General features: G+C 36.2%; 20 protein-coding genes and 1 pseudogene. All 21 read left to right on the top strand.

Annotated elements, in window-relative coordinates; all coding sequences use genetic code 11:
- Window positions 1-5: 5 nt before the first annotated feature.
- The 21 genes and pseudogenes from TREAZ_RS13820 to TREAZ_RS13725 all read left to right on the top strand — a co-directional run bounded on the left by TREAZ_RS13820 (window position 6) and on the right by TREAZ_RS13725 (window position 24720).
- Window positions 6-2240, top strand: a complete 2235-nt coding sequence (locus tag TREAZ_RS13820) for a lamin tail domain-containing protein (RefSeq protein WP_015712502.1) — start codon at window positions 6-8, stop codon at window positions 2238-2240.
- A 33-nt stretch (window positions 2241-2273) separates the two neighbouring features.
- Window positions 2274-3422 (top strand): AAA family ATPase, encoded by a 1149-nt coding sequence (locus TREAZ_RS13815; protein ID WP_015712501.1) that lies wholly within the window; start codon window positions 2274-2276, stop codon window positions 3420-3422.
- A complete protein-coding gene (locus TREAZ_RS13810; protein ID WP_015712500.1) occupies window positions 3419-4033 on the top strand; it encodes a DUF4276 family protein in 615 nt (204 codons plus the stop codon). The genes TREAZ_RS13815 and TREAZ_RS13810 overlap by 4 nt, the downstream gene beginning before the upstream one ends.
- 1 nt (window position 4034) lies before the next feature.
- The gene (locus TREAZ_RS17515) at window positions 4035-6701 is read left to right on the top strand and encodes a CotH kinase family protein (protein WP_015712499.1); all 2667 of its coding nucleotides are present in this window, start codon (window positions 4035-4037) and stop codon (window positions 6699-6701) included.
- Between the two features lie 106 nt (window positions 6702-6807).
- Window positions 6808-7587, top strand: coding sequence for a glucose-1-phosphate cytidylyltransferase (gene rfbF, locus TREAZ_RS13800; protein WP_015712498.1), 780 nt, complete (start codon window positions 6808-6810; stop codon window positions 7585-7587).
- Window positions 7559-8635, top strand: a complete 1077-nt coding sequence (gene rfbG / locus TREAZ_RS13795; RefSeq protein ID WP_015712497.1) for a CDP-glucose 4,6-dehydratase — start codon at window positions 7559-7561, stop codon at window positions 8633-8635. The genes rfbF and rfbG overlap by 29 nt, the downstream gene beginning before the upstream one ends.
- Window positions 8635-9189 carry a dTDP-4-dehydrorhamnose 3,5-epimerase gene (gene rfbC / locus TREAZ_RS13790; protein WP_043923114.1) on the top strand — a complete coding sequence of 185 codons (555 nt, stop codon included), beginning with the start codon at window positions 8635-8637 and terminating at the stop codon, window positions 9187-9189. Before rfbG ends, rfbC begins: the two co-directional genes overlap by 1 nt.
- Window positions 9186-10049, top strand: a complete 864-nt coding sequence (locus tag TREAZ_RS13785) for an NAD-dependent epimerase/dehydratase family protein (protein WP_015712494.1) — start codon at window positions 9186-9188, stop codon at window positions 10047-10049. Before rfbC ends, TREAZ_RS13785 begins: the two co-directional genes overlap by 4 nt.
- Before the next feature lie 23 nt (window positions 10050-10072).
- On the top strand, window positions 10073-11338 hold the full coding sequence (locus tag TREAZ_RS13780; RefSeq protein ID WP_015712493.1) for a protoporphyrinogen/coproporphyrinogen oxidase: 1266 nt from the start codon (window positions 10073-10075) through the stop codon (window positions 11336-11338).
- 24 nt (window positions 11339-11362) lie between these two features.
- On the top strand, window positions 11363-12370 hold the full coding sequence (locus TREAZ_RS17510; RefSeq protein WP_083820309.1) for a glycosyltransferase family 2 protein: 1008 nt from the start codon (window positions 11363-11365) through the stop codon (window positions 12368-12370).
- A gap of 145 nt (window positions 12371-12515) precedes the next feature.
- The gene (locus tag TREAZ_RS13770) at window positions 12516-13565 is read left to right on the top strand and encodes a glycosyltransferase family 4 protein (RefSeq protein WP_043923113.1); all 1050 of its coding nucleotides are present in this window, start codon (window positions 12516-12518) and stop codon (window positions 13563-13565) included.
- Window positions 13543-15084, top strand: coding sequence for a lipopolysaccharide biosynthesis protein (locus TREAZ_RS13765; RefSeq protein ID WP_148257822.1), 1542 nt, complete (start codon window positions 13543-13545; stop codon window positions 15082-15084). The genes TREAZ_RS13770 and TREAZ_RS13765 overlap by 23 nt, the downstream gene beginning before the upstream one ends.
- The gene (locus TREAZ_RS13760) at window positions 15081-16277 is read left to right on the top strand and encodes a glycosyltransferase family 4 protein (protein WP_015712488.1); all 1197 of its coding nucleotides are present in this window, start codon (window positions 15081-15083) and stop codon (window positions 16275-16277) included. The genes TREAZ_RS13765 and TREAZ_RS13760 overlap by 4 nt, the downstream gene beginning before the upstream one ends.
- A 280-nt stretch (window positions 16278-16557) precedes the next feature.
- Window positions 16558-17763 carry an O-antigen polymerase gene (locus tag TREAZ_RS13755; RefSeq protein WP_015712486.1) on the top strand — a complete coding sequence of 402 codons (1206 nt, stop codon included), beginning with the start codon at window positions 16558-16560 and terminating at the stop codon, window positions 17761-17763.
- A gap of 8 nt (window positions 17764-17771) precedes the next feature.
- Complete coding sequence (locus tag TREAZ_RS13750; protein ID WP_015712485.1) at window positions 17772-18692, top strand: glycosyltransferase; 921 nt, start codon at window positions 17772-17774, stop codon at window positions 18690-18692.
- Between the two features lie 55 nt (window positions 18693-18747).
- Window positions 18748-19626 carry a glycosyltransferase family 2 protein gene (locus TREAZ_RS13745; protein WP_083820308.1) on the top strand — a complete coding sequence of 293 codons (879 nt, stop codon included), beginning with the start codon at window positions 18748-18750 and terminating at the stop codon, window positions 19624-19626.
- Between the two features lie 111 nt (window positions 19627-19737).
- Entirely contained in the window at window positions 19738-20217 is a 480-nt protein-coding gene (locus tag TREAZ_RS17910; protein ID WP_169312639.1) for a glycosyltransferase, read from the top strand.
- 48 nt (window positions 20218-20265) lie between these two features.
- Window positions 20266-20841: a glycosyltransferase gene (locus tag TREAZ_RS17905; RefSeq protein WP_083820306.1), complete on the top strand. Its 576-nt coding sequence runs from the start codon at window positions 20266-20268 to the stop codon at window positions 20839-20841.
- A 238-nt stretch (window positions 20842-21079) separates the two neighbouring features.
- Window positions 21080-22087, top strand: a pseudogene (gene gmd, locus TREAZ_RS13735) (GDP-mannose 4,6-dehydratase).
- 562 nt (window positions 22088-22649) lie between these two features.
- A complete protein-coding gene (locus TREAZ_RS13730) occupies window positions 22650-23495 on the top strand; it encodes a lipopolysaccharide biosynthesis protein (protein WP_342632986.1) in 846 nt (281 codons plus the stop codon).
- Window positions 23496-23601: 106 nt separating this feature from the next.
- Complete coding sequence (locus TREAZ_RS13725; protein WP_015712481.1) at window positions 23602-24720, top strand: Fic family protein; 1119 nt, start codon at window positions 23602-23604, stop codon at window positions 24718-24720.
- Window positions 24721-24729 lie beyond the last annotated feature (9 nt).

The following is a 24729-nucleotide window of genomic DNA, read 5'->3' as shown; positions in this document are numbered from 1 at the left end:
ATAAAATGAAAAATTATCGAAAAATACCCTTCAGTTTTATCGGTGTTAGTATAATTCTGAATTTGTGGATGTTGATTGGTTGTTCAGGCATTTTGGATAATTCCGTACCGGTAGAAGCCGCAAAGGGCAGGGTACTGCCCACGATTTCTGCGGATGGCGAGGCACGGACTCTGCTGCCGCAGCCGTTGTTTTCAAAATATGAACTTACTTTTACAGCGGAAGGAAAAAGCGCTTTTACAGAATCGTATAGCGCCGGACAGGGGATTGACCTTGAGCCGGGGACCTGGACGATAACCGCCAGGGGTTTTGTAAAGGTTGATAGTATTGAATATGAAGCGGTCCAGGGAAGTAAAACAGTAGCTGTGGAGGCTGGTGTCGAGTATCCGGTCGCCATAATATTGAATACCCCTGCAGGAACCGGTAATGGACGGTTTACATATGAATTGACCTTTCCAACCGGCATTACTGCGCAGCTCACCATGAAATCGCTGACCGATACTGACGGTACACCACGGAACTTTACTCCGGCGAACAATATTCCGGTAACGACCGAATTTGCTGCCGGGTATTATCTTATGACAATCATCTTGGATAAGGGCGTTTTGTGCACAGGCAAAACCGAAGTTGTGCATATTTACCCAAAAATGGAAACCAAAATAGTTGAAGCATATACTGTGGATGATTTTACCGCGCAAATATATCTTGCCGGAACGGTACATATCAATGTTCCCGCCGCATTTGATTCAATTTATGTACGCGCGTACAGCGATGCGGCGTGTCTTACCCTTATAGATGATAGTGAAACTACGGGGAGTGATAATGGGTGGAATATGAAAATCCCCGCCGATCCATTTTACGATACCCTTTATTTTAGGGTGGAACTGGCGGATGCAGACGGAACGACCATCCTTTACAGTGCGGCAGAGTCCCGGTCTGTATCCATTGCAGGGAATGATGATATTAACCTCAGCTTTATTGACCTTGAAGGAAGAGTACTGATCCTGCAAGCCTATGGAACCGGTATCGCCACTGATGGAGCGGTCTCCCACTCATTTGTTGAATTGTATAATACCACCGATTCGGATATAAGCCTGGACGGTTCATCACTGCAGTACGGCGAAGGAGCAACAGCCTGGCAAGTGTTGGACTTAGCCGGAACCATAAAGGCAAAAGCATCATTTTTAGTTTTAGGAGAGAAGAAAAACAAGAGCGCCAGGCTGGATTTATCTGATAAGGCTGATCTTGAATGGGAAGGTATGGCCTTTGATAACCGGAATTTCAAGATTGCACTTATAGGGAACACAGCGCCCCTGACTGTTGCAAATCCTTTTGATATAGGCGGTGGGATCAAAGTACCCGGATATATTGATTTATTGGGCGTAAAAAATAGTAACGACGATACTATAGACGGCTATGAAACCAATGCTCCTTCAATAATTTCCAAGCAGAAGGCGGCGAGACGGAAAAATCTAACCGATACAAATGACAACAAGGCAGATTTTGAGGGTATAGATTATCGAGCCAGCGGTACATTGAATGTGGAAGCGGAATTCTACAGCCCGAAAAATACCGAATATGGCCCATGGAACCCCGTCTATCAAGTGCCCGAACCTGAAGGGAAGCTGCTGATTTTGCAGGTGTATGGCGATGGCAGCGGTGCAGTCTCACGTTCGTTTATCGAATTATATAATAATACTGATAATGCGATAGACCTTTCCGAATATTCCCTGCAATATAGCGATGGTGGAACAAACTGGACAAAAATTGATTTGACGGGAAGGAGTATTCCCTCAAAAGCCTCTTTCCTGATTCTGGGTAAAGTGCAGAACACCGGCGCCCGGCTGGTTTTACCTAATGGTGACGCTGATCTGGAATTGACAGATTTAGTTATTGATAACCACAATTTCAAGGTCTGCCTGGTGCAGAGTACCTCCTTGCTAACCGTAGCAAATCCTTTTGACATTGATGGCAGTGGTAATAAAGCAACTGGCTATGTCGATATGATTGGCGCGATAAATACAGCCTCAGACGGCGATGTAATTGACGGCTATGAAACCGCTGCCCCTGGAATTATCTCCAAACAGAAGGCGGCGCGGCGGAAGAATTTGACTGATACCGATAATAATACGTTCGACTTTGTATCAATAGATTACCGGGCAAGCGGTATTAGCAACGCTGATTTGGTTTTGTATCGTCCGAAGAATACTGTTTATGGCCCTTGGAATCCGGTACACGAATAAATAAAGAATGAAAATACCATTGAGGAAGTGAAGTTGCATAAAATTAACCATTTTAAAATAAGCGGTTTTCGCCGGTTATATAATTTAGAAATGCAGATGCAGCCTTTTATGGTACTTATTGGCGCGAATGGTGTAGGAAAAACATCTTTTCTTGACGCTTTTACAACCTTGTCAGCTTCAGCCGCAGGTAAATTAAATAATGCGCTGTCACAATTCGGCGGAATAGCAAATCTGTTAACCCGTGGCAAAAGTGATGAAATAGCGTTTCAACTCGCTATGGATGTACCCGGTTACGATCCCCTGGAATATATGTTTCACACTGTCCCGAAAGGAACAGGTTACTCAATAAACAGAGAAATTCTTTCGCAGCAGCATCCAAATCATCCCGATCCTTTCAGGTATATTGATTCAAGAGATAACGATATCCGTTACTATGAAGTGGAGAAAAAGGGACTTGTATCTGTTGATTGGGAGCATAACTACCTGGAAACTTCACTTTCACAGGTGCCGAAGATGTTCCGGCAATCGGAAGAACTGCGGCGAATTTTGGCGACCGCTTCGCAATACCATGTTCTTGATGTTGGTCCCCGTGCGCCGATAAAACTTCCACAGTCCATGAAGCCGGCAACAGGGCCGGGTGCTGACGGCGGAGATCTCGCGCCATATCTATATTACCTGCGGGAGAGCGAAAGAGACAAATTTGATATAATTACCGATTCCATAAGAGCAGTGTTTCCGGATTTTGAGGATTTAAACTTTCCGCCGGCCGCTGCAGGGATGCTCACGATCACCTGGAAAGATAGGAATTTCAACAAGCCCATTTATATGCATGAATTATCTGAAGGCACACTTCGTTTTATTTGGATGGTAGCCCTGCTTCAAAGTTCCGATTTATCAGCCGTAACTATGATTGATGAGCCTGAAGTAAGTTTGCACCCGGAACTGTTAAATATTCTTTCTGAACTTATGAGGGAAGCATCAAAGCGGACCCAGTTAATAGTCACAACCCATTCCGACAGGTTTATCCGGTTTTTGAAACCCGAAGAAGTGGTTGTGATGGATATTGATGAATCCGGCTGCACCACGGCTGCCCGGGCCGATTCGCTTGATTTGGACAGATGGCTTGCCGATTATAGTTTGGATGAAATATGGAGCATGGGACGGATGAGAGGGCGTTCGTGAAAATTGCCATTATCGTCGAGGGCAAAACCGAAAAGGTTTTTATACCCCATTTAAGAAGATTTCTTGAAGTTCATATTCCAGGTTCAATGCCAAAACTTGATACCGTTCCCTATGATGGACGGATACCGACAAATGATAAACTTAAGCGTGTTGTGGGAAATCTTCTTGCTGGTAAAACCGCTGTTGATCATGTGTTGGCGCTGACAGATGTGTATACGGGGAGTACCCCACCTGATTTTCTTGATGCGGCTGACGCAAAGAAAAAAATGAATTCTTGGGTAGGCCTTGAGCCGCGTTTTCATCCCCACGCCGCGCAGCATGATTTTGAGGCTTGGCTATTGCCATATTGGCCGACTATCCAGAAATTGGCAGGCCATAATATGGGCCCACCTGGTGGAGAACCAGAGAAGGTTAATCATGGCAAGCCGCCGGCTCAACGCATAAAAGAGATATTTGAAAAGGGAAAGTGCAGAGACAGTTATATCAAACCGCGTGACGCAGGACGGATTCTCCGGGAGAACGATCTGACCCTAGCGGTAAGTCAATGCCCGGAACTCAAAGCATTTGTTAATACGATTATTTCGCTGTGTGGTGGAAAGATCATCCTATAGAATGAAGAAAGCAGCCCGGCAAATATTTTTTACCCTGACTCTGTGCATACTCTTCGCAGCCTGTTCTGGGTCCCTGCTTTCGTCACCCGAAGTGCCGCAAGTGCTCGGGAAGGGCATGGTTAGTGTAACTGTTGCCGGCAGTGGGGAACGGACTTTGCTCCCTCAAACTGCATTTTCAAAATACGAGTATACCTTTACCCGGAACGGTGAAGCCATCACCCTGCCGGATCTATCAGGCCCCAGTGAAACTGTTTCGCTTGAACCGGGGGACTGGATCATAAGTGCCAAGGGCTTCGTAACGGTGAACGGCGAGGACTATGAAACGGCGCAGGGTAGTCGGCGTCTAACCGTAGAAGCAGGCAATGAATATGAGGTGGTCATTATCCTGGATAACCCAATGGGGTCGGCTAAAGGAACATTCCGTTATTCTGTACAGTTTCCCGGTGAAACTACAGAGGCGATTCTGAAAATTACCGCGATCATGGGGAGCGCGCTTCCCCGCAGTATCAATCTTCTTGCAGAAAATTCCGGTAGTCTTGACTATCCTGCCGGGTATTATCTGGTCACTATTCTGTTAGACAATGGCCGCATAAATGCGGGCAGGACTGAAATCGCCCATATTTACTCAAATATGGAAACCCCTCTGGATGCAGTATTTACTGAAAGTGATTTTGCTGCGGGTATCTATCTTGCCGGAACGGTGAATATAAGCAGTCCCAATGGATACCATGCAGAAACAGTATTAGCGTATAGTGATGCAGCTTGCCTTAATCTGATAGAAGGAAGTGAAACTACCGGGAGTGATAACAAGTGGAGTATGAGAATCCCCGCTTCCTACGAAATCGTTTATTTTCAGATAACCCTGTGGAAAGATAATACAAGGCTTATCAGTAAAGCGGAAAAACGTGTTTTAAGGATTACCGGGGATGAACAAATTGCCTTGGCAGCTAAAGTATTCACGATTACCACAATAAGTAGTATTGACAGTCATGGAACGGTTAGCGCCAATATGGCCGAAGCAGTCGAAGCAACCCCGGTGACCCTGACCGTTGACGCGGCTGCGGGGTACCGGCTTAAAATTGATTCTCCCAAAGCTACCTATGGGAACGGGAAAGAAGCCGACATTACCCGCGACAGTGAAAATCGTAACATTTATACTCTTACCATGCCAGCGGGAAATATAGCGGTAAATGTAGAATTTATACCCATCAGCGCGGATCTAAAAAGCTTAAGTATCCGTAACAGCAAAGGAACAGAAGTTCTGAGCGGTTTTGACGCCGCTATAACGGACTATACCGTATTTGTGGTAGATCAATCCCCCCGTGTTACAATAACCGGTTCCTCGTTATATGCCGAGGACGCGGTGTATAACATTGTTCCCTATTCAGACAATAGGTTTGTCCTGAACTTTGGAGAAAACACTATGGCGATAACGGTAATTGCTGTAGATGAAAAGACCGGTACGGAAGCGGTAAAGACTTATAATCTTAAACTTATTGTCAGCGATATTCCGGTGATGTCAATTGATACGAGTGGTAGGCCGATAGACTCAAGAGATATTTGGGTTGAAGGGGCGTCGTATGAATTGTTTGATAATAACGGAATGATGGCAGGCAATACGGATATTAAGGGACGGGGAAATTCAACGTGGCTAGATTGGCCGAAGAAAGCATATGCATTAAAATGCTCAAAAAAAACGACGCTATTAGGAATGCCAGAACACAAACGGTGGAATTTACTGGCTAATTATGTGGACAAAACTTTACTTCGCAACGATGTGGCATTAACAATGGGAAAAATTTTTGAAGATGGATTGCGCTGGACTCCCCGGTTTCGACATATTCAGTTGTATGTGAACGATGAGTATCAGGGGCTGTATCAACTTGTTGAGGCCATAAAGATAGATGCCAACAGAGTTAATGTAAGCGAAATAACGAAAGAAAATCCCGAAAGGGGATATATATTAGAAATTGATGCAAGGCTGGGGGAGGTTTTTAATTTTACTACAACAAAAGGCGTAATGTTTACTTGTTCAGACCCTGACGAAAATCTAAAAGAATTAATTAATGGGGATACACGAACGATATTTGAGAAAATACGGACAGATGTGCAGCACGTTGAGGATATACTTTATTCTAATAATTTTAGAGATCCTGACGAAGGGTATAGAAAGTATTTAGATATTGATTCATTTGTAGATTGGTATCTTGTTAATGAGATTACTAAAAATAACGATGCAACTTTTTGGCTTAGTACTTTTATGTATTACGATTCTGATAGGGAAAAATATTGTATGGGACCCATATGGGATTTTGATGTCGCATTAGGCAACTTTGTCGGAGAACCAGGTGAGTATGCAGTAGGGTTTTATATACAGTATTCGATATGGGTTTCAAGGTTATTTGAGGATCCTTATTTTGTTTCCCGGGTTAAGGAACATTGGAATGCCAAAAAAAGTGAAATTGTTACATTACAACAACACATAGATGAGTCTGTAAGATTCTTAGAGAGAGCCCAAGATCAAAATTTTAAAAAATGGGATATTTTAGGTATGAATGTGTATCCTAATGTTGTTGTTACTGGAAGCTATCGAGGAGAGATAGATTACTTAAAGACATGGCTTGCCCAGAGAACAACCTGGCTTGATATGGCTATCAATGGCCTATGACGGCAGTCGGATACCCGGATAGCGTGTAATGTCAACTTTATTTAAAAACAAGCAATAGGGAAAAAAGATACCCTTTTTCAGAAAAATAATAGGAACGATTCAAAACATGAAAGTAGTCATCTTGGCCGGTGGATATGGAACCCGGCTTTCCGAAGAAACAGAACTCCGTCCCAAACCCATGGTCGAAATCGGCGGAAAACCTATCCTCTGGCATATCATGAAAATCTATTCCCATTATGGTTTTAATGAGTTTATCGTATGCTGCGGGTATAAATCGTACTACATCAAGGATTATTTTTATCATTATTATATGCATTCAGCGGATATTACCATAGATTTAGCGGATAACAAAATCGAATATCATAATTCCATGTCAGAACCCTGGAAGATTACTTTGGTTGATACGGGCTATGAAACGATGACCGGCGGACGGATCAAACGAATTCAGAAATACATAGGCAGTGAGCCATTCATGCTGACTTATGGCGATGGAGTGGCGAATATCAACATTGCTGAACTGCTGGAATATCACAAAAAAAATCGCAGGCTTGCGACTTTAACGGCGGTATTGCCGACGGGGAAATTCGGCGCACTAGAAATAGCCGAAGATGACCGGATACTGTCTTTTATTGAGAAACCCCATGGGGACGGCTCCTGGGTAAACGGTGGATTCTTCGTGCTTCAACCGGAAGTATTTGAGTATATCACCGAAGAAGATGCGACTGTCTTTGAACGAAAACCGCTGGAAAATCTGGCGCGGGAAGGTCAACTTCAATCCTATAAACACAGTGGCTTCTGGAAACCGATGGATACCCTTCGGGATAAAATAGAATTACAAGCCTTATGGGAAACTGGGAATGCTCCTTGGAAGGTTTGGCGTGAATAGGCTTTCATTCTATAAAGGAAAGAAAGTCTTTATCACTGGGCATACAGGATTTAAGGGAGCTTGGCTATGCCGTATTTTACTCCAGACGGGAGCGGAAGTAACCGGTTACGCGTTGGAGCCGCCGACAGAGCCGTCCCTTTTTGTTCAAGCAAAAATAGCTAGCAATATTCGTTCAATTATTAGCGATATCCGTAACCGAAACACTCTGATAAAGGCGGTTCAGGATGCAAAGCCTGATATTGTTTTTCATCTTGCAGCTCAACCGCTGGTGCGGCTGTCCTATCGTGAACCGGCGGCAACGTACGAAACCAATGTGATGGGGACGGTGAATATCCTTGAGGCACTGCGGCTAACGCCGGGAATTCGTTCGCTTGTCAACATAACCACCGACAAAGTCTACGAGAACAAAGAATGGTTTTGGGGATACCGGGAAAACGAAAATCTTTGTGGGTATGATCCTTATTCAAACAGTAAATCCTGTAGCGAATTAGTAACGCATAGTTATCGTAATGCCTTTTTCCACTATGAAGATGCCCCGGCGGTATCTACAGCCCGTTCGGGGAATGTGATCGGCGGTGGGGATTATGCTGAGGACCGAATCATCCCTGATTGTATCCGGGCAGTCCAAGCGGGGAAAGAAATCGTATTACGGAATCCATATTCAATCAGGCCATATCAACATGTGTTGGAGTGCCTTTCAGGATATCTTCTGCTGGCGGAACAACAGTATCAGGACAAATCCCTTGAAGGTTCATATAACTTTGGACCCGATGATGTAAGCTGTGTCACCACCGGGGAACTAGCGGCATTGTTCTGCGATGTATGGGGGCAGGGAGCTTCCTGGGTTGAGCAACATGACAACGGCCCCCATGAGGCAAACTTCTTGAAGCTTGACTGCTCAAAGGCAAAGACCGTATTGGGGTGGAGGCAATCGTGGGATATCAAAACAGCGATAGAGAAAGTAGTTGTATTTGCCTGGGCAGATACGGATTCGGCACGGCTCGCGTGTGTTAATGGGCAGATACAGAATTATTTTGGAGAAGAGTAATGATTTTTGAAAATACCAAGATTGATGGTGTAAAAATCATCATATCGGAACCATTTCGAGACGAAAGAGGTTTTTTTAATCGTATTTTTTGCCAAAAAGAACTAGAATCCGTTCGTACTAATATTATTATAAAACAACTCAATCACTCCATGACAAAGACAAAAGGTACTATACGCGGTATGCATTTTCAGTATCCCCCTCATGCAGAGATGAAAATTGTACGTTGTGTAAAGGGTAGCATTTTTGATGTTGCAGTTGATCTTAGGAAAGATTCTTTTACATTTTTGCAATGGCATGGGGAAACTTTATCAGCCGACAACATGAAAGCCCTAGTCATCCCAGAGGGATGTGCACATGGTTTTCAATCGCTTGACGATAATATCGAAATGGTGTATATGTCAACAGCATTTTATTCCAAGAGCAATGAAGATGCGGTCAGGTTTGACGATCCAAAGATTAATATAGAATGGCCAATACCTATTACCATAGTATCAGACAAAGATAAAGCCCAATTTTTTATAGGCAACGAATTTCAAGGTGTCAAGCTATCATGAGAATACTCATAACCGGAGCAACTGGATTCGTTGGTTCAACCCTTCTGCCCAAATTATCAAAGCACAACATTAAGGTTGCTGTTAGAAATGTTTCAGATGATATTGGTAGAAATATTCAAATCTTGGCAGATGATAATTTTGATAGATTCAAGAGAGAGATAGAACTATTTGCCCCTGAAATTGTTGTCCATCTTGCATCAAGTATGATTAAAAATGATGACGTTTATTCAATAAAAAATATTATAGATAGTAATATTTTATTCACATCAATATTACTCGAAAGCTTAAAGAATACATCACTAAGATATTTTATTAATACTGGAACATTTGCGGAATATTATTTGAATGACGGAGATTTAAATCCGGCTTACTATTATTCGGCAAGTAAATGTGCTACAAGATATATAATAAAATATTTCAAAAATTTAATAGGGTTTAAAACAATAAATATAATACCGTATACAATTTATGGTGGAGTGTCCAAAACAAAGAAAGTTATTGATTATATTATTGATTCTTTAGATAGCATTGTTCCTATTGAAATGACAAAAGGAGAGCAGATTCTTGATTTTATTCATATTTATGATGTTGTCAATTTTTATGTTTACTGCATAGAAAATTTAAATAAATTAACAGATTCGACCGATTATCACCTGGGAACTGGTATAGGTACTAGTATTCGAGAGCTTGCAGTATTAATTGAACACATTAATGGGAAAAAAGCAAATATATTATGGGGTGCAAAACAATATCGCGATCTAGATATAATGAAATCGATTGCGCCGATGGATAGTTTGAAAAAATTAGATTGGAGTCCAAGTTTAAATCTGGAGCAAGGGTTGCGAAAACAATTTAGCTAGATATATGAGTAAAGGGAATGTAAATGCAAATTGATAATTTGATTTTAGGTGCTGGGATTGCGGGGTTGGCTTATGCCAATGAAAAACGCAATAAGAACGAAAAAACCGTGATTTTTGAGGCAGAATCATTTCCTGGCGGATTATGCCATAGTTTTAAGATACAAGGACTTACTTTTGATTCAGCGGTTCATCTGTCGTTTACTACGAATAATGATGCTAGAATATTTTTTGATAAAACCGTCTATAATAGACATGAACCATTAGCCTTTAATTTTTACAATGGTTATTGGGTGAAACACCCTTTAATAAATAATATGTATCCATTAGATGCTTCTGATAAAACTGCATATATCAAGTCATTTATAGAGCGTAAGAAATTCGAGTACATACAGGATTATAAAGATTGGCTTGAAGCTTCCTATGGGGAGGAAATTGCTAAGCGGTTTTACTATGTGTATACAAAAAAATATTGGACTGTTGAGCCCAAGGACCTGTCTACAACATGGATAGGATCCCGTTTAAATGTTCCGGATATTGAGAAAATATTATTTGGCGCTTTCTCGCCGAATACAGGTAATGATTATTATGCCAAAGAGATGCGCTATCCTTCTGGTAATGGAGGGTATGAAAGTTTTTTAAAGCCTCTAATCACTGGTGCAGCTATTGAATATAACAAAAAAGCGGTTAAGATTGATTTAAAAGGGAAAGTAGTCCAATTTTCTGATAGGACAATATATGGATATGATAAATTGGTCAGTTCAATACCATTACCTGAATTAATTGAAATTATAGAAAATGCACCTTCTGAAATACAATATAAGGCAGAAAAGCTAAAAGCTAGTAAAATTAGTTTGGTATCCATTGGCTTTAATAAGCCTAATATTCCAAAACATCTTTGGTTTTATATTTATGATGAAGATATTATGTCAGCTCGGGTAAATAGCCCTAGCATTAAATCAAATGATAACGCCCCAATGGGTAGTAGCTCCTTGCAATTTGAGATATATCATCATCCTGATGATATTGTTGATAAAGAAAAAGTAATTGAAAATACACTATATGCACTAAAGAAAATGAAGATTTGCAATGAAGATGATATTCAATTTGTGGATTATCGAATATTGCCTCGTGGAAATGTAATATTTTTGCAGGATATGGAAAAAGATAGGGATAAGATTAAAGAATATCTTGCTAATCAACGGATTGACCTTATCGGTCGTTTCGGTGAGTGGGATTATTTATGGAGCGATCAAAGCTATTTGAGTGGAAAGAATAAAGTCATAAAATAATAAAAATAAACTAATGTTAGAGGAATGATGGAATTAATTGATTTCTCAAAAAATAAAGATAGTATTTCAAAGCAGATGGATATTGAGTCAATTCTGCTTTATGGGAATCCTGATAACATTCTCGATGCTGAGATTACAATTTGTATACCAACGTATAAACGCCCTAATTTATTAAGAGATGCAATTGAAAGTGCTGTTAATCAGAATACTAACATTGGCTATCAGATTATCGTTGTCGATAATGATTCTGATTTCAATAATACCGAGGTGGCTGAGATTGTTCAGTCGTTTAATGATTCGAAAATAATATATTATAAAAATAAAGAGAACTTGCAATTATTTGGCAACCTAAATCGTTGCGCCGTTTTGGCAAGAACAAAATATTTTGCTTTTTTACATGATGATGATCTGCTGTTAGAAGATTATTTAGAACATGTTGCGACAATAATAACAAAGGTTAAGAAAAAAATTAAATGTTTGCTTATAAGCTGTACAGATAATATATATCTATCATCCTTAGATAAAGAATCAAAAAATATCAAGTTTTATATAAAAAAGGTATATGCCCGAGTCAAATCAATTAAAAAACTTGTAAAAATTCCATTTTCTGCTAATATTTTTTATGAACTAGGAACTCCAACATGTGGAATACTATTTGAACGTAATGCCTTTATTGAAAGTGGCGGCTTTAATGCAGATTATTTTCCATCGGCAGATGGTGCGTTTTTTCTTTATTTTTCAAGGAATTATAATACTTATAAATATAAAAAAATACTCAGTATATATAGATTTATGGTAAATGAATCTGAACGACCGGAAACAAAAGAAAAAATAAGGCTTTTACGAGAATTTTTTATTCAGTCTATAAAGGAAATCAATGTATTATATAGGGTTATTATAAGTATATTTCAAGCTGATATCAATTCAGTTATTATGAAGCGCTTCTATAATAGAGATTGCAGAAAATCATTATTATACAAAATAACGTTTAGAGTATATGATATTTATCTTGGAACGATAAATAAAATGTAGGAAAAAATGAATATCGCATTTATTAGTTCTTCATATCCTGAAAAAAGAATAATAATAAATAAAACTAGTGCATCCTATCTGAGAGAGCCTAGGAATATTATTATTCAAATAATAGCAAAATTTTTCCGGATAATCAGTAAATTTTATGAAAAAATACAATGGACAGATTTATATGGATATTGCTGTTTTTTATTCTATAAAAAAAAGAATGCCAAGCAATATAGATATTCTGCATTCTTTTAATAGCGTTTGTTGTACGAATAAGCCATGGGTTGTAACCTTTGAGCATACATGTCCCGGATATTTTGAAAATAAACTGTTTTCAGTTTTTGTAAAAAGAGCTATCAAATATATTATCGATAATAATTGCAAGAAATTGCTTCCTATATCCCAATGGGCTTATAATAGAGAATTACAATTACTAAAAAAGTATGATGTTTCGGATATGGAATTAAAAGCCATCTTAGAAAAAACAGAAATTTTATACCCGCCCCAGGAAATTTTAATTGATGAAGAATTGATATTCAAAACCATTACTAGAGAAATTAATTTTGTATTTATAGGTAATGATATTTGGAGAAAAGGCGGTATAGTAGCAATAAAGGCTTTAGCTAATCTCAAAGACAAGTATCCTGTAAGACTAATACTTGTAAGTGATTTAAGTATTGGAGGTGCATTAAAAAATTGTTGTATAACAAAAAAAGATATAATTGCGCTAAAAAAATATATTAAAAATAACGAAGGTTGGATCACGTGGTATTCTGGTATTAGTAACAAGGAGGTAATAAATATTTTAAAAACTTGTCATGTTGGTTTATTACCAACATTTGGCGATACCTTTGGATTTTCAGTTTTGGAGATGCAGGCGGCTGGTATCCCTTGTATAACAACTAATAGAGAGGCTTTATCAGAAATAAACAATAGCGATGTCGGTTGGATACTGGATATTGCTTCATTAAAGGAGCAAGACGAATGGTCTTTCTGTGACTATGATGAAAAGTCGTATAATTGTATGGAAAACATTATTTTAACAAAATTAAATTTAATACTTGAAGAAATATTAATAAACCCTGATGTTATTATGCCTAAGGTTCCTCTATGTATTAGAAGAATAAAAAAATATCATTCACCAGAAGTTTATGCTCAACGTCTTAGTCAAATATATTCAGAAGTTGATATTTGTAATGTTATTTAATAAAAAAAAGAATGCGTTCCGTGGTATATTTTGGGGACTAATCCATAATTTTGTCTCAATTATATTGCCTTTTGTTATACGAACGGTTATAATTGGCACAATTGGAATTAAATATATTGGCTTGGGAAGCTTATTTGCCGGGTTGTTAGGTGTTTTAAGTTTAGCGGAACTCGGATTTGGCAGTGCAATTAGTTTTTGTTTTTATAAACCTATTGCCGATAATGATACCAATAAAATTAATGCTTTATTAAATTTTCTTAAAAAAAGCTATCGAATTATAGGTGTTATAATATTTTTTTGTGGAATATTATTATTACCCTTTTTAAAAACATTAATATCTGGTGATTGTCCCGATAATATTAACGTATATATTTTATTTTTAATATATTTATCAAATACATCTATAAGCTATTTCCTGTTTGCATATAAAAAGATTTTATTAATAGTACATCAGAGATACGATATTGAAGTAAAAATATCAACATTGGTTTTATTTATACAAAGCATTTTACAGTTAGTCATTTTGATGCTATTTCGAAACTATTATTATTTTATTTTGATATTACCTGCAATGACAATATTTAATAATATCGTCAGTGCATTTCTTGTAAAAAAATTATTTCCTCAGTACTTTTGTTTTGGGAAATTAGATGATGTTTCCATTAGTGATATAGTAAAAAAAGTTAAAGGTGTTTTTTGTTATAAAATTGGCAGTACAGTTTTATTCTCCGTTGACAGTATTGTTATTTCAATCTTTCTTGGATTAGAAATTTTGGGTAAATTTAATAATTATTACATTATTGTTTATTCTTTATTTGCTATTCAGGCCGTTATTCAAAATTCAATAAGACCAATTATTAGTAGTTGCATAGCTATGGAAAGTATAGGAAAAAACTATTCTGATTTTAACAAATTTAATTTTCTATATATGTGGATATCATTTTCATTTTCGGTGTGCTGCTTATGCTTATATCAAAACTTTATTGAATTGTGGTTGGGGAATAGCTATCTATTACCTAACAGCATTGTTTTTTTGTTGGTGGTGAGTTTTTATTCTCAATCATGTTGTCATCTATTGCGTATATATCAAGAAGCCTCAGGGCTGTTTTTTGAAGGAAAATTTGTTCCTTTAATCGCAGCCGCATTTAATCTAGTAATGAATATTATTCTAGTTAATATTATTGGTTTGCCCGGCGTGATTATATCTACGATAGCAAGCGTGATGTTTATTCTTTTGCCCGGTTACGCTTTTGTGTTATTTAAATATTATTTTAAAGAAATAAATAAGTTGAAACAGCAAATAATGTATTATATAAAATATATTACTATCTCTTTTATTTTAGGTATATTATTATTTTATTTGTGCAATGCTATTGATGGTAAAGGTATTATTGAATTCTTAATTAAGATTTTAATTAGTGTGCTGATTCCTAATATATTATACTATATTATATTTATAAAAGACCCTAATTGTAGAAATAGTATATCCTTTTTATTAAAAAAGAGAAATGCTAAATGAAGGTTTTGGTTATTTCACCCTTTTTAACTTATGATACAGTAAACCATGCAGGTGGCAAGGTTCATAATTATAATATTAAATCTTTGGCAAAAGAATGTGATGTGAAAGTTGTAACATTTGCAAGAAAAGCAGAAACGAAATATTCTGACTTCAGTAGATATAATATTGATAATGTTATCTTGTTGGCTGATGATAATATCATAACATCCTTATTAAGAAAAATGAGTACATTTTTAAAATATTTTGCCTTTTTTAATAAGACGGGAGGATTTTATATGCCTCTCTTTAAATTGAAAATATTGAAGCAATTGAAAATATTGAAAACACAGGGGTATTATCCGGATAAAATATATCTAGAATGGACACAGGCATTATTGTTAATATCTGATATAGAAAAAATATTTCCCGATATTAAATATTTATGCTTGGAGCATGATATTTCATTTCAGAGTTATTATCGACAATATGAATTAAAAAGGAATTTTTTAAAAATAATATGGTATATTAAGTATAGTAAACTACAAAGAGCTGAGCTGTTTTTTCTAAATAGGTGTAGTTCTATAATAGTTCTTTCTGAAAAAGATAAAAAAATACTGACGGATAAGCTAGTTGACCCATCAAAAATAATTATTATAGTTCCTTATTATGATTGCTATTCTTATGTTAACCGTAAAAATTATAATAATAAAAAGATAATATTTTGGGGGGCAATGAATCGTTCGGAAAATTATCTAAGTGTTATATGGTTTATAAAAAATGTTATGTCAGAATTAGATGAAAGTTACCATCTTTATATAATAGGTGCAAATCCACATAAATCTCTTGATGATTATACAAACAAAAATATACATATTACTGGATTTGTAAAAAATGTAGAAGAACATTTTAGTGACTGCTTGTGTATGGTTGCCCCGTTACTTTTCGGGGCAGGTATTAAAATTAAAGTCCTTGAAGCTTTATCTGCAGGGATACCAGTATTAGCAAATAATGTAGCAATTGAAGGCATACCAGTTAATGATAAAAAGGAATATCTTTATTGTAATACACCTGAAGAGTTTGAGAATATGATTATAAAATTATCAATAGATTCTGAATTATGTTATTATATTAGATCAAATGCGCGTAGTTTCATAAAAAGAAATTTTAATTATGAAGATTCGAATAAAATATTTAAAAAAATAATTCTTACTTAAAAATATTGTATCTAACTAATACTCCAAAATTATGTTTTGTATCTGTTTGTACTAATTAAAGAAATTAATGCTCAGCATATTTTGTTCATGATCGTAATAAGTAAGGAGATAAACGTACAATGAATAGTTTTAAGAAAAGATGGCATTAATTTCTGATATAACCGGACAGGAAGCGGCTATTTAGCTAAATTATTGTGAAAAAAGATATATGAGGGCAAAAATGAATGGCTTAACCAATTCTGGAAGAAATAGCAAACAAACTGGAAGAAGTATTTGAGAAATGTTTGGACTTTTTTCATTAATATTATTTTTAATTTTGTATTTCACTTATAAAATATCTCATAACCTGTTTCATCCAGCATTTATCACTGCCTTTGTTTGGTTTTTATCCGTTGCATCTTATTATTTTTATATTAAAAGAACTAACATTTGGATTAGTCTTTCTGATAAATTTTATATAATAGTATTACTATATATTATAACATTTACAATAACGTCTATTTCAATTAGTCAAAAATCATGGAAATTATCAAGAATTTATTTATCAAAATTTGAGATTAATAAAAAAAATAAATTTCTAGTAACAATATGTACTCTTATTCTAATATTACTTATTTTTGAATTTATTAAATTAGCTAATGCTTCAAATCCGTTAAATATTATTTATAATGTAAGAAAAATAGCAGTAAGTGAAGATGAGGGTTTTTCTTTTAGTATTAAAATTTGCATGTATGCTATGCCCTTAGCAGCTATATTCATATTTGCTTTCTATAATTATAGAAAGAACGGGATTGATAAATTATTTTATGTGATTCTATTTTTTCTATTATTGATGTCCAGTCTATTCATGTCAACCAAAGGAAGTATTTTACAATTTATTTGTTGTATAATGTTTCTTTTATATATTGATCATAAATTGAATGCTAAAAAAATATTTTTTATCATAATGATTGGTGTTTTCCTTATATTATTATTACAATATGTACGTTCGTCTAATTCAAATAAATTTAATATATCTGAATTAATATATATATATTTTTTATCGCCTTTGCCGGCTTTTGATGAACTGATAAATAATAAATTACAGTTAAAAATGAATATGATTGGAGGAAATTCATTTGCCTTTTTATATAGGTTGTTTTATAAATTTAATTTAATAAAGTCGATGCCTGTCATATTATGGCGTTCACATAATTGGACTAGCGTTCCTTATCCTACTAATGTTTATACATCGCTGGCAAGTTTTTATATTGATTTTGGTATTATTGGTATATTTATAAATGGATTTGTCTCCGCTTCTATATTTAGCTTTATTTATAATTTTGCATTAAAAAATAAAAGTCGTTTTTTTTGTATCTTTTATGGATTATATGTTTATAATTTGATATTCCAATTTTTTGGAGAATGGTTTTTTGGATTTTTTTCAATAACTATTCAGACTTTTTTATTCTTATGCTTGGTAAATATTAAGTTCAAAATTCATTAGGATTAATCATGATTGATATCTTATTGGCAACTTATAATGGTGATAAATATATTGAAACGCAATTAAGTAGTATCATTAACCAAACTTATAAGGAATGGCGTTTATTGATACATGATGACGGTTCTATAGATGGCACGTTAGATATTATTAGAAAATATACGAGATATGACGATCGGATCACATTAATAGAAGACAATAAAAAAAATTTAGGTTGCGGTAATAATTTTATCCACCTGTTACAATATAGTCATTCTGAATATGTATGTTTTTGTGATCAGGATGATTATTGGTTCGAAAACAAACTCAATATTCAATATCAGGCAATAAAGGATGTTGAAACAAATATTCCTGTTACAATTATCGGGCGGATGTTGCCATGGAAATTTCCGGAAAATAAAATATCTAATTTTTCTAGATCGGATTGTTCAAAAAAATTAAGTGAATTTCTCTTTAAAAATGGCGGACTTCAAGGTTGTGTAGCCATTTTTAATACAAGGATGAGGGAATATTTGTTGTCAGGATTCTCATTAATTTGGATGCACGATCATATAATGGCATTGATTGCTTTAACCTTTGGTAGAGTAATATATATTAACTCGTATTTGATTTTATACCGTCAGCATTCTGCTAATGTAACTCCATTATTGCCAGAAACTGCTATTCGATCATTAACAACAAGATTATTTACAAATTATAAAATGCCGGTTGTTTATGTGCCTTCATTTAGGGATGTACAAGAATTTTATAGATTATTTGAAAAAAAAATGTTATCCCATGATAAAAAAATATTTGAAAAATTTATGACATATCCTATGATGAATAGATTTAAGAGATTTTTTTGTATTTTATTTTCAGATTTTAGTTTGGGAAAAAGTAAAAGATATCTATTAGTAATAAAACTTTTAATGCGAAGAAATTATCTTGGTTAATTTGTTATAGATATTAAGATTTTTTAAAGACAGGTCCTAATAAAAATTATCATAAATGAAGACAATATTATCGATTATTATACCGGCCTATAATTCAGAACGATTTATAGGCAATACTCTTGATATGATTATATCGCAGGGGTTAGATGGCTGTGAGGTTATTGTAGTCAATGATGGTTCGTTGGATAGAATAGCGGAAATATGTGAAAAATATACTAAAAAATATAAGAACGTTAAGTTTATAACAATTTTACATTCTGGTGTATCGGTGGCCCGGAATATAGGAATATTAAATGCAATAGGGGATTATATATATTTCTTTGATTCTGACGATACGTTGGAACAGAACGCCTTGAATGCATTTAGGTATTTGATTAGGGGAAACGGTGCTGCTGACGTTTATTCCTTTGGTTGTAAATTTAAGACCGATGGAAAGATAATTAAAAAATATTCCTGCCCGAAATTTAATAGAAAAATATTTTTTAATATTGACATGCTATCCTTGTACTTGGAAAAGAAAATTAGTTTCAGTATTTGTACGTTTTTAATAAAACGTGAAGTGCTTATACAGCAGGGTGTTGCTTTTACTCCTGGGGTAAGGATTGGAGAAGATATTGAATTTGTTATAAAAATGCTAGTCTCTGCTAAAACCGTTTATTATACTTCTGAAACTTACTTTATATATCAAATTCGTACTGATTCAGTAAGTCAAGGTTATAGAAGCTATAATGTTGAACAATTTAAAGTTATTGCTCTAATCACAGACTGTTTAAGAAATATAAGTGATTTATATTCTGGTTTGGAGCGACAGTCTAATTTTTTTATTGCAAATTTGTATATGGCAAATCTTTTTTTTTATTTGCGCTCAAATGTAGTGGATAAACATATAAATAAATTATTTATTGAAAATAAAGTTTTTTTATTTAAAAAATAATAAGGGTGATCATCGTCGTTTTTTACTATTTTGTTTGATGAGATTAGTGCCAATTAAAATTTTATTATTTCTTTTTATAAAATATTAAAATTTATTTGAATTGAGTAAATATTGTATAAAATTTTATTTATTTCTAATACTGCTAATTTTTCTAAATTTAATCGACCTTATATGTGTTGGTTTAAACAGGAGGGCTGGCAAGTTGATTATGTTTCTGCAGGTGAAGAAACTGTGCTTGATTGTGATAATCAATATGCTATTAGCATCGCACGCAAGCCATTAAAATTAAGAAATATCAAGGCTTATAAAGAATTAAAAAATATATTAGCTGCCAATGATTATAATATTATTCATTGCCATACTCCGATGGGCGGTTTTTTAGCCCGCTTGGCGGCACGGAAAAGGTCAATAAAAGTTATTTATACTGCACATGGTTTCCATTTTTATAAAGGTTCACCATTACTAAATTGGTTGGTTTTCTATCCAGTAGAAAAATATCTTGCGAGATATTCTGATATAATAATTACAATTAATGAGGAAGATTTTAATGTTGCTAAAAAAAAATTTAATGAGTTGCAAACAGGTTTATAAAATCAATGGAGTAGGTATTGACTTAAAAAAGTTTTTTTTAGTCGGACTATTCTTGAAAAACAGAGTATTCGTCAGGAATTAGGTTATGCAACTGATGATTTTATAATCACTAATGTTGCGGAAATAAGTAGAAGTAAAAATCAAATAATGCTTATAAAAAATTTACCTGTATTAAAAAATTACATTCCAACAGTTAAGGTATTATTAATTGGAAATGATAATTATAAGACTGTTAGAAAGTTAGTTGATAATATGGGATTGCAGTCTATGGTAGAATTTTTAGGTTATAGGAAAGATATAGATAAGCTGCTGGCTATAAGTAATGTCGGGTTTTCTGCTAGTTCACGTGAAGGATGCGCCATAAACATTGTGGAATCCATGGCTTCAGGTTTACCTATTGTTTGTTCAAATATAAGAGGACACCGAGATATTATAATCAATGGAAAGAATGGCTTTTTGTTTGAATTAAATGAACCTCAAGGAATGATAAATTCAATAATTAGGTTATATGAAGATAAGAAATTACGAGAAATTATATCAATAAACAATATTATTGATATACAAAGATTTTCTATTGATGAGGCTCTTGAAAAAATGATAGATATTTACATGCATGTTATGTAAAAATTATTCTTTCCAAAAATTTGAAGGGAAATATTTTCTAATATTTTATACCTATCCTTAGACAGAAGTGTTTTGCTATGGTAAGCCAGTTAATTTCCATAAAAAGTTCTCGTTCTGGTGCTTTAGAAGTAAATAGGGATGGTATACTGGTTATAGATAAATATATCGATTTTTTGAAAGTATATATGTGTTTGAGGAGTAAAATTTATATGGACAACCTATCTTCAAAAAAACCGCCATGATTTCCGGTATAACCGGACAAGATGGCGGTTATCTTGCAAAATTCCTTCTGCAAAAAAATTACCGTGTCATCGGGTTGTACCGTCGTGGTGCTACAGATACGTTTACAAAACTTAAAGAACATGGTATATTTGATATATTTGAGTTAATTGATTTTGATTTACTCGAATTTTCAAATATATGTCGCGTATTAAGAAAGTATCAGCCGGATGAGTTTTATAATCTTGCGGCCCAAAGTTTTGTGGCAGCTTCTTGGGATGAACCTATTTATACTGCTCAAGCGGATGGTATGGGTGTACTCTATTTGCTTGAGGCGATTCGAGAATTTTCACCTAAGACACGATTCTATTAGGCATCTACTTCTGAAATGTTTGGAAAAGTGCAGGTAATACCACAAACTGAGGATACTCCATTTTATCCGCGCTCACCTTATGATGTTGCAAAATTGATGGCCCATTGGATGTGCGTTAATTATCGTGAAAGTTTTAATGTATTTGCCTGTTCCGGCATTCTGTTTAACCATGAAAGTCCTATGCGAGGCGAGGAATTTGTGACACGAAAAATTACTTCTCATTTTGCTAAATTGTTTACCGGTAAAACCGTTGAACTATTAGAACTAGGGAACCTTAATTCCAAACGGGATTGGGGTTTTGCCGGTGATTATGTCGAGATGATGTGGAAAATGCTCCAATATAATTTACCGGATACTTATGTAATTTCATCGGGAGAAACACATACAATACGCGATTTTGTAGAAGAAGCAGGAAGAATTTGCGGTTTTGCCATACGGTGGGAAGGCAATACCGAAAATGAAGTTGGTGTTGACTCTAATACCGGTAAAATACTGGTAAGAGTGAATCCCAAATATTACCGTCCTGCCGAAGTTGAATTACTTTTAGGTAGTTCTGAAAAAGCTCGGCAGGTTTTAGGTTGGCAGCCAAGGACAGATTTTAAATCATTATGTCAAATGATGATGGATGCGGATATCCTACGGAGTATAACATAACTGAACAAAAATAAACCTAAATATATATCGCCGTAAGAAAACCATCATTTGCTCTATTATATAGTATGTCCGGCCAAATGCTGCCGAATAATAAGCAAAGAATAGGAACAATATTTTCTAGTACAATCGGTGCTGGCATGCAGACCAGAGTCCGGAACAGATAATACGGACGATAAAGAGTATAACGACGAGGGAAATATTTGGGGCATGTCCAGAGGTGAAAAACGAACTGTCGAAAATACATGGACTGAAACAACTTGAGCTGTTTCCATACCAGGATAAAGCATGAAGGTTAAAGATACCTCAGGGCTTGCCTAAAAAATAGCATGGCTTGATACGGTTATCAATAATTTGTTGGAGTAAAATATTCATGAGTGAAGAAACTAAACAAGATGATGAAATTAGCCTTCTCGACCTCTTTGCAGTCCTTTGGCATCGCAAGACAATGATAATCATTATATCGCTTGTTGCCATTATTTGTATTGTTGTATTTTCAATTTTTTCACTTGTTTTGGATCCAGAAATTTCACCACTTCCCAACGTCTATACTCCCCGAGCCCTTATGTTAATTAATAATGCTAGTTCTTCAGGCGGCGGTCTTTCAGCGGCCATTGGTGCCAGTGGCCTTGGCAGTCTTGCAAGCCTTGCCGGGGTCAATGTTGGGGGTGGGCAAACTTACAGTGATTTGGCGCAATACCTTGTGGGCACCAATACCCTGCTTGATTCGGTAGTGGATAAATTTGATTTTATAAAGCGATATAAAATAAAAATATCCCCTCGGGCATCAAGCCGGAAGGCCCTAAAAAAGAATTTGACCGCCTCTTATGACAAAGATAGTGGTGTTTTTACCATCGGCTTTACCGATTACGATCCTGTCTTTGCGCAGCAAGTGGTAAACTATTGCGTAGATTATTTAGGCAATTGGTTCAAAGACTTGGGTCTCGATAAAAATGTCATGCAAAAGGCCAATCTGGAACAGAATATCCAAAATACCTTTAACGAAATCCGCCGCCTGGAAGAAGAAAGCCACCGCCTGGAACAATCCGTCTCCATGGCGTATGGCAGCGGTGGCGGGGTTTCCATAATGCTGGAAACCCAGCGTATCGCCCTGGAACTAAGCGCCCAGCAGGAAGTATATAAACAGTTGAAGGTGCAACTGGAAATGATAAATGTCTCTATAGCCAGCGAGTCCCCGATATTCCAGGTTCTGGAAAAGGCGGAAGTTCCGGATCAAAAATCAAAACCCAGCCGGGGTATGCTCTGTATCATTGTTACTTTCGGGGCTTTCTTTTTCTCCGTTTTCCTGGCTTTTGTCCTGAATGCAGTAGAGAATATAAAAAAAGACCCTGAAGCCATGGCGAAACTTCGGGCCAAAAAGGAAAACGTCCGCATTTACAGAGAAGACTAGGCCATACTATTGACGGTATGGATCAAGCACGTTATAATCTCCGCATAATTTGCGGAGATTATACAAGGGAATCTCCGCAAAGCATAACCTGATGCAGGAGACCGGGATGGTGGAGCCAACGTATCTGTATGAATACCCCAATTGGACACATTTTACCTGGGATAATGGGGCGATACTTGAGCCGCTTACCCGTGCGGTTGCCTTGCAGGGGAAATTATTGGGCAGGATGGAACAGTTTGGCTTTGATGTCCGGCAGGATACGGAGTTTCATCAATTAACGGAGGAGATTATCCGTTCCAGCGAGATTGAAGGCGAAATCTTGAATGCTGAACAGGTTCGTTCATCCATTGCACGCCATCTGGGTATTAATTTTGAAAACGGTGTGCATCCTTCGCATCACATTGACGGTGTAGTGCAAATGATGCTTGACGTAATGCATAATTTTGCTTCTGATCTGACGGAAGAACGGCTGTTCGGCTGGCATGCGGCGCTGTTTCCCACCGGCCATAGCGGCTATTTTAAAATTGCGGTAGCGCGGTACCGGGATGACGCGGACGGGCCAATGCAGGTAGTGTCGCAAAAAGCGCGGGATACGGTGGTTCATTATCGTGCTCCTGACGCGCCACAGGTGCCCGGCATGATGAGCGGGTTTTTAGACTGGGTGAATCATAGCACGAATACGCATCCGCTTATCAAAGCAGCAATAAGCCATCTGTGGTTTGTGACTATCCATCCGTTTGATGATGGGAACGGTCGTATTGCACGCGCGGTGACCGATATGCTGCTTGCCCGCGCTGATGATACCTCGCTTCGTTTTTACAGCATGTCATCGCAGATTCAAAAAGAAAAAAAAGGGTACTATGATATTTTGGAACATAGCCAAAAAGGAACGTCTGACATTACCGGCTGGCTTAACTGGTTTTTGATCTGTCTTGCCCACTCGATAGAAAGCGCAGGGCTGGTGATAGACCGTATAGCACGGAAGGCGGTATTCTGGCGCGAAAATGCCCTGCTGGTAAGGGATGAACGTCAGCGAAAAATAATCAATATGCTGTTTGATGGTTTTGACGGACACCTTACATCGTCAAAGTTTGAAAAAATTGTCAAGTGTTCCCAGGATACTGCCGGTCGTTTATTAAAGGATTTGGCAGGCAAAGGTATTCTTGTGCAGGAAGGTGCAGGAAGAAGTACGCATTATGTGTTAGCAGTGAAAGCACCCAAATAAGGAATACAA

The sequence above is a fragment of the Leadbettera azotonutricia ZAS-9 genome (genome assembly GCF_000214355.1).
In the GTDB taxonomy this organism is placed as follows: Bacteria; Spirochaetota; Spirochaetia; order Treponematales; family Breznakiellaceae; genus Leadbettera; species Leadbettera azotonutricia.
The sequence above is the reverse complement of the archived record's forward strand: the minus strand, read 5'-3'. Positions and strand labels throughout refer to the sequence as shown.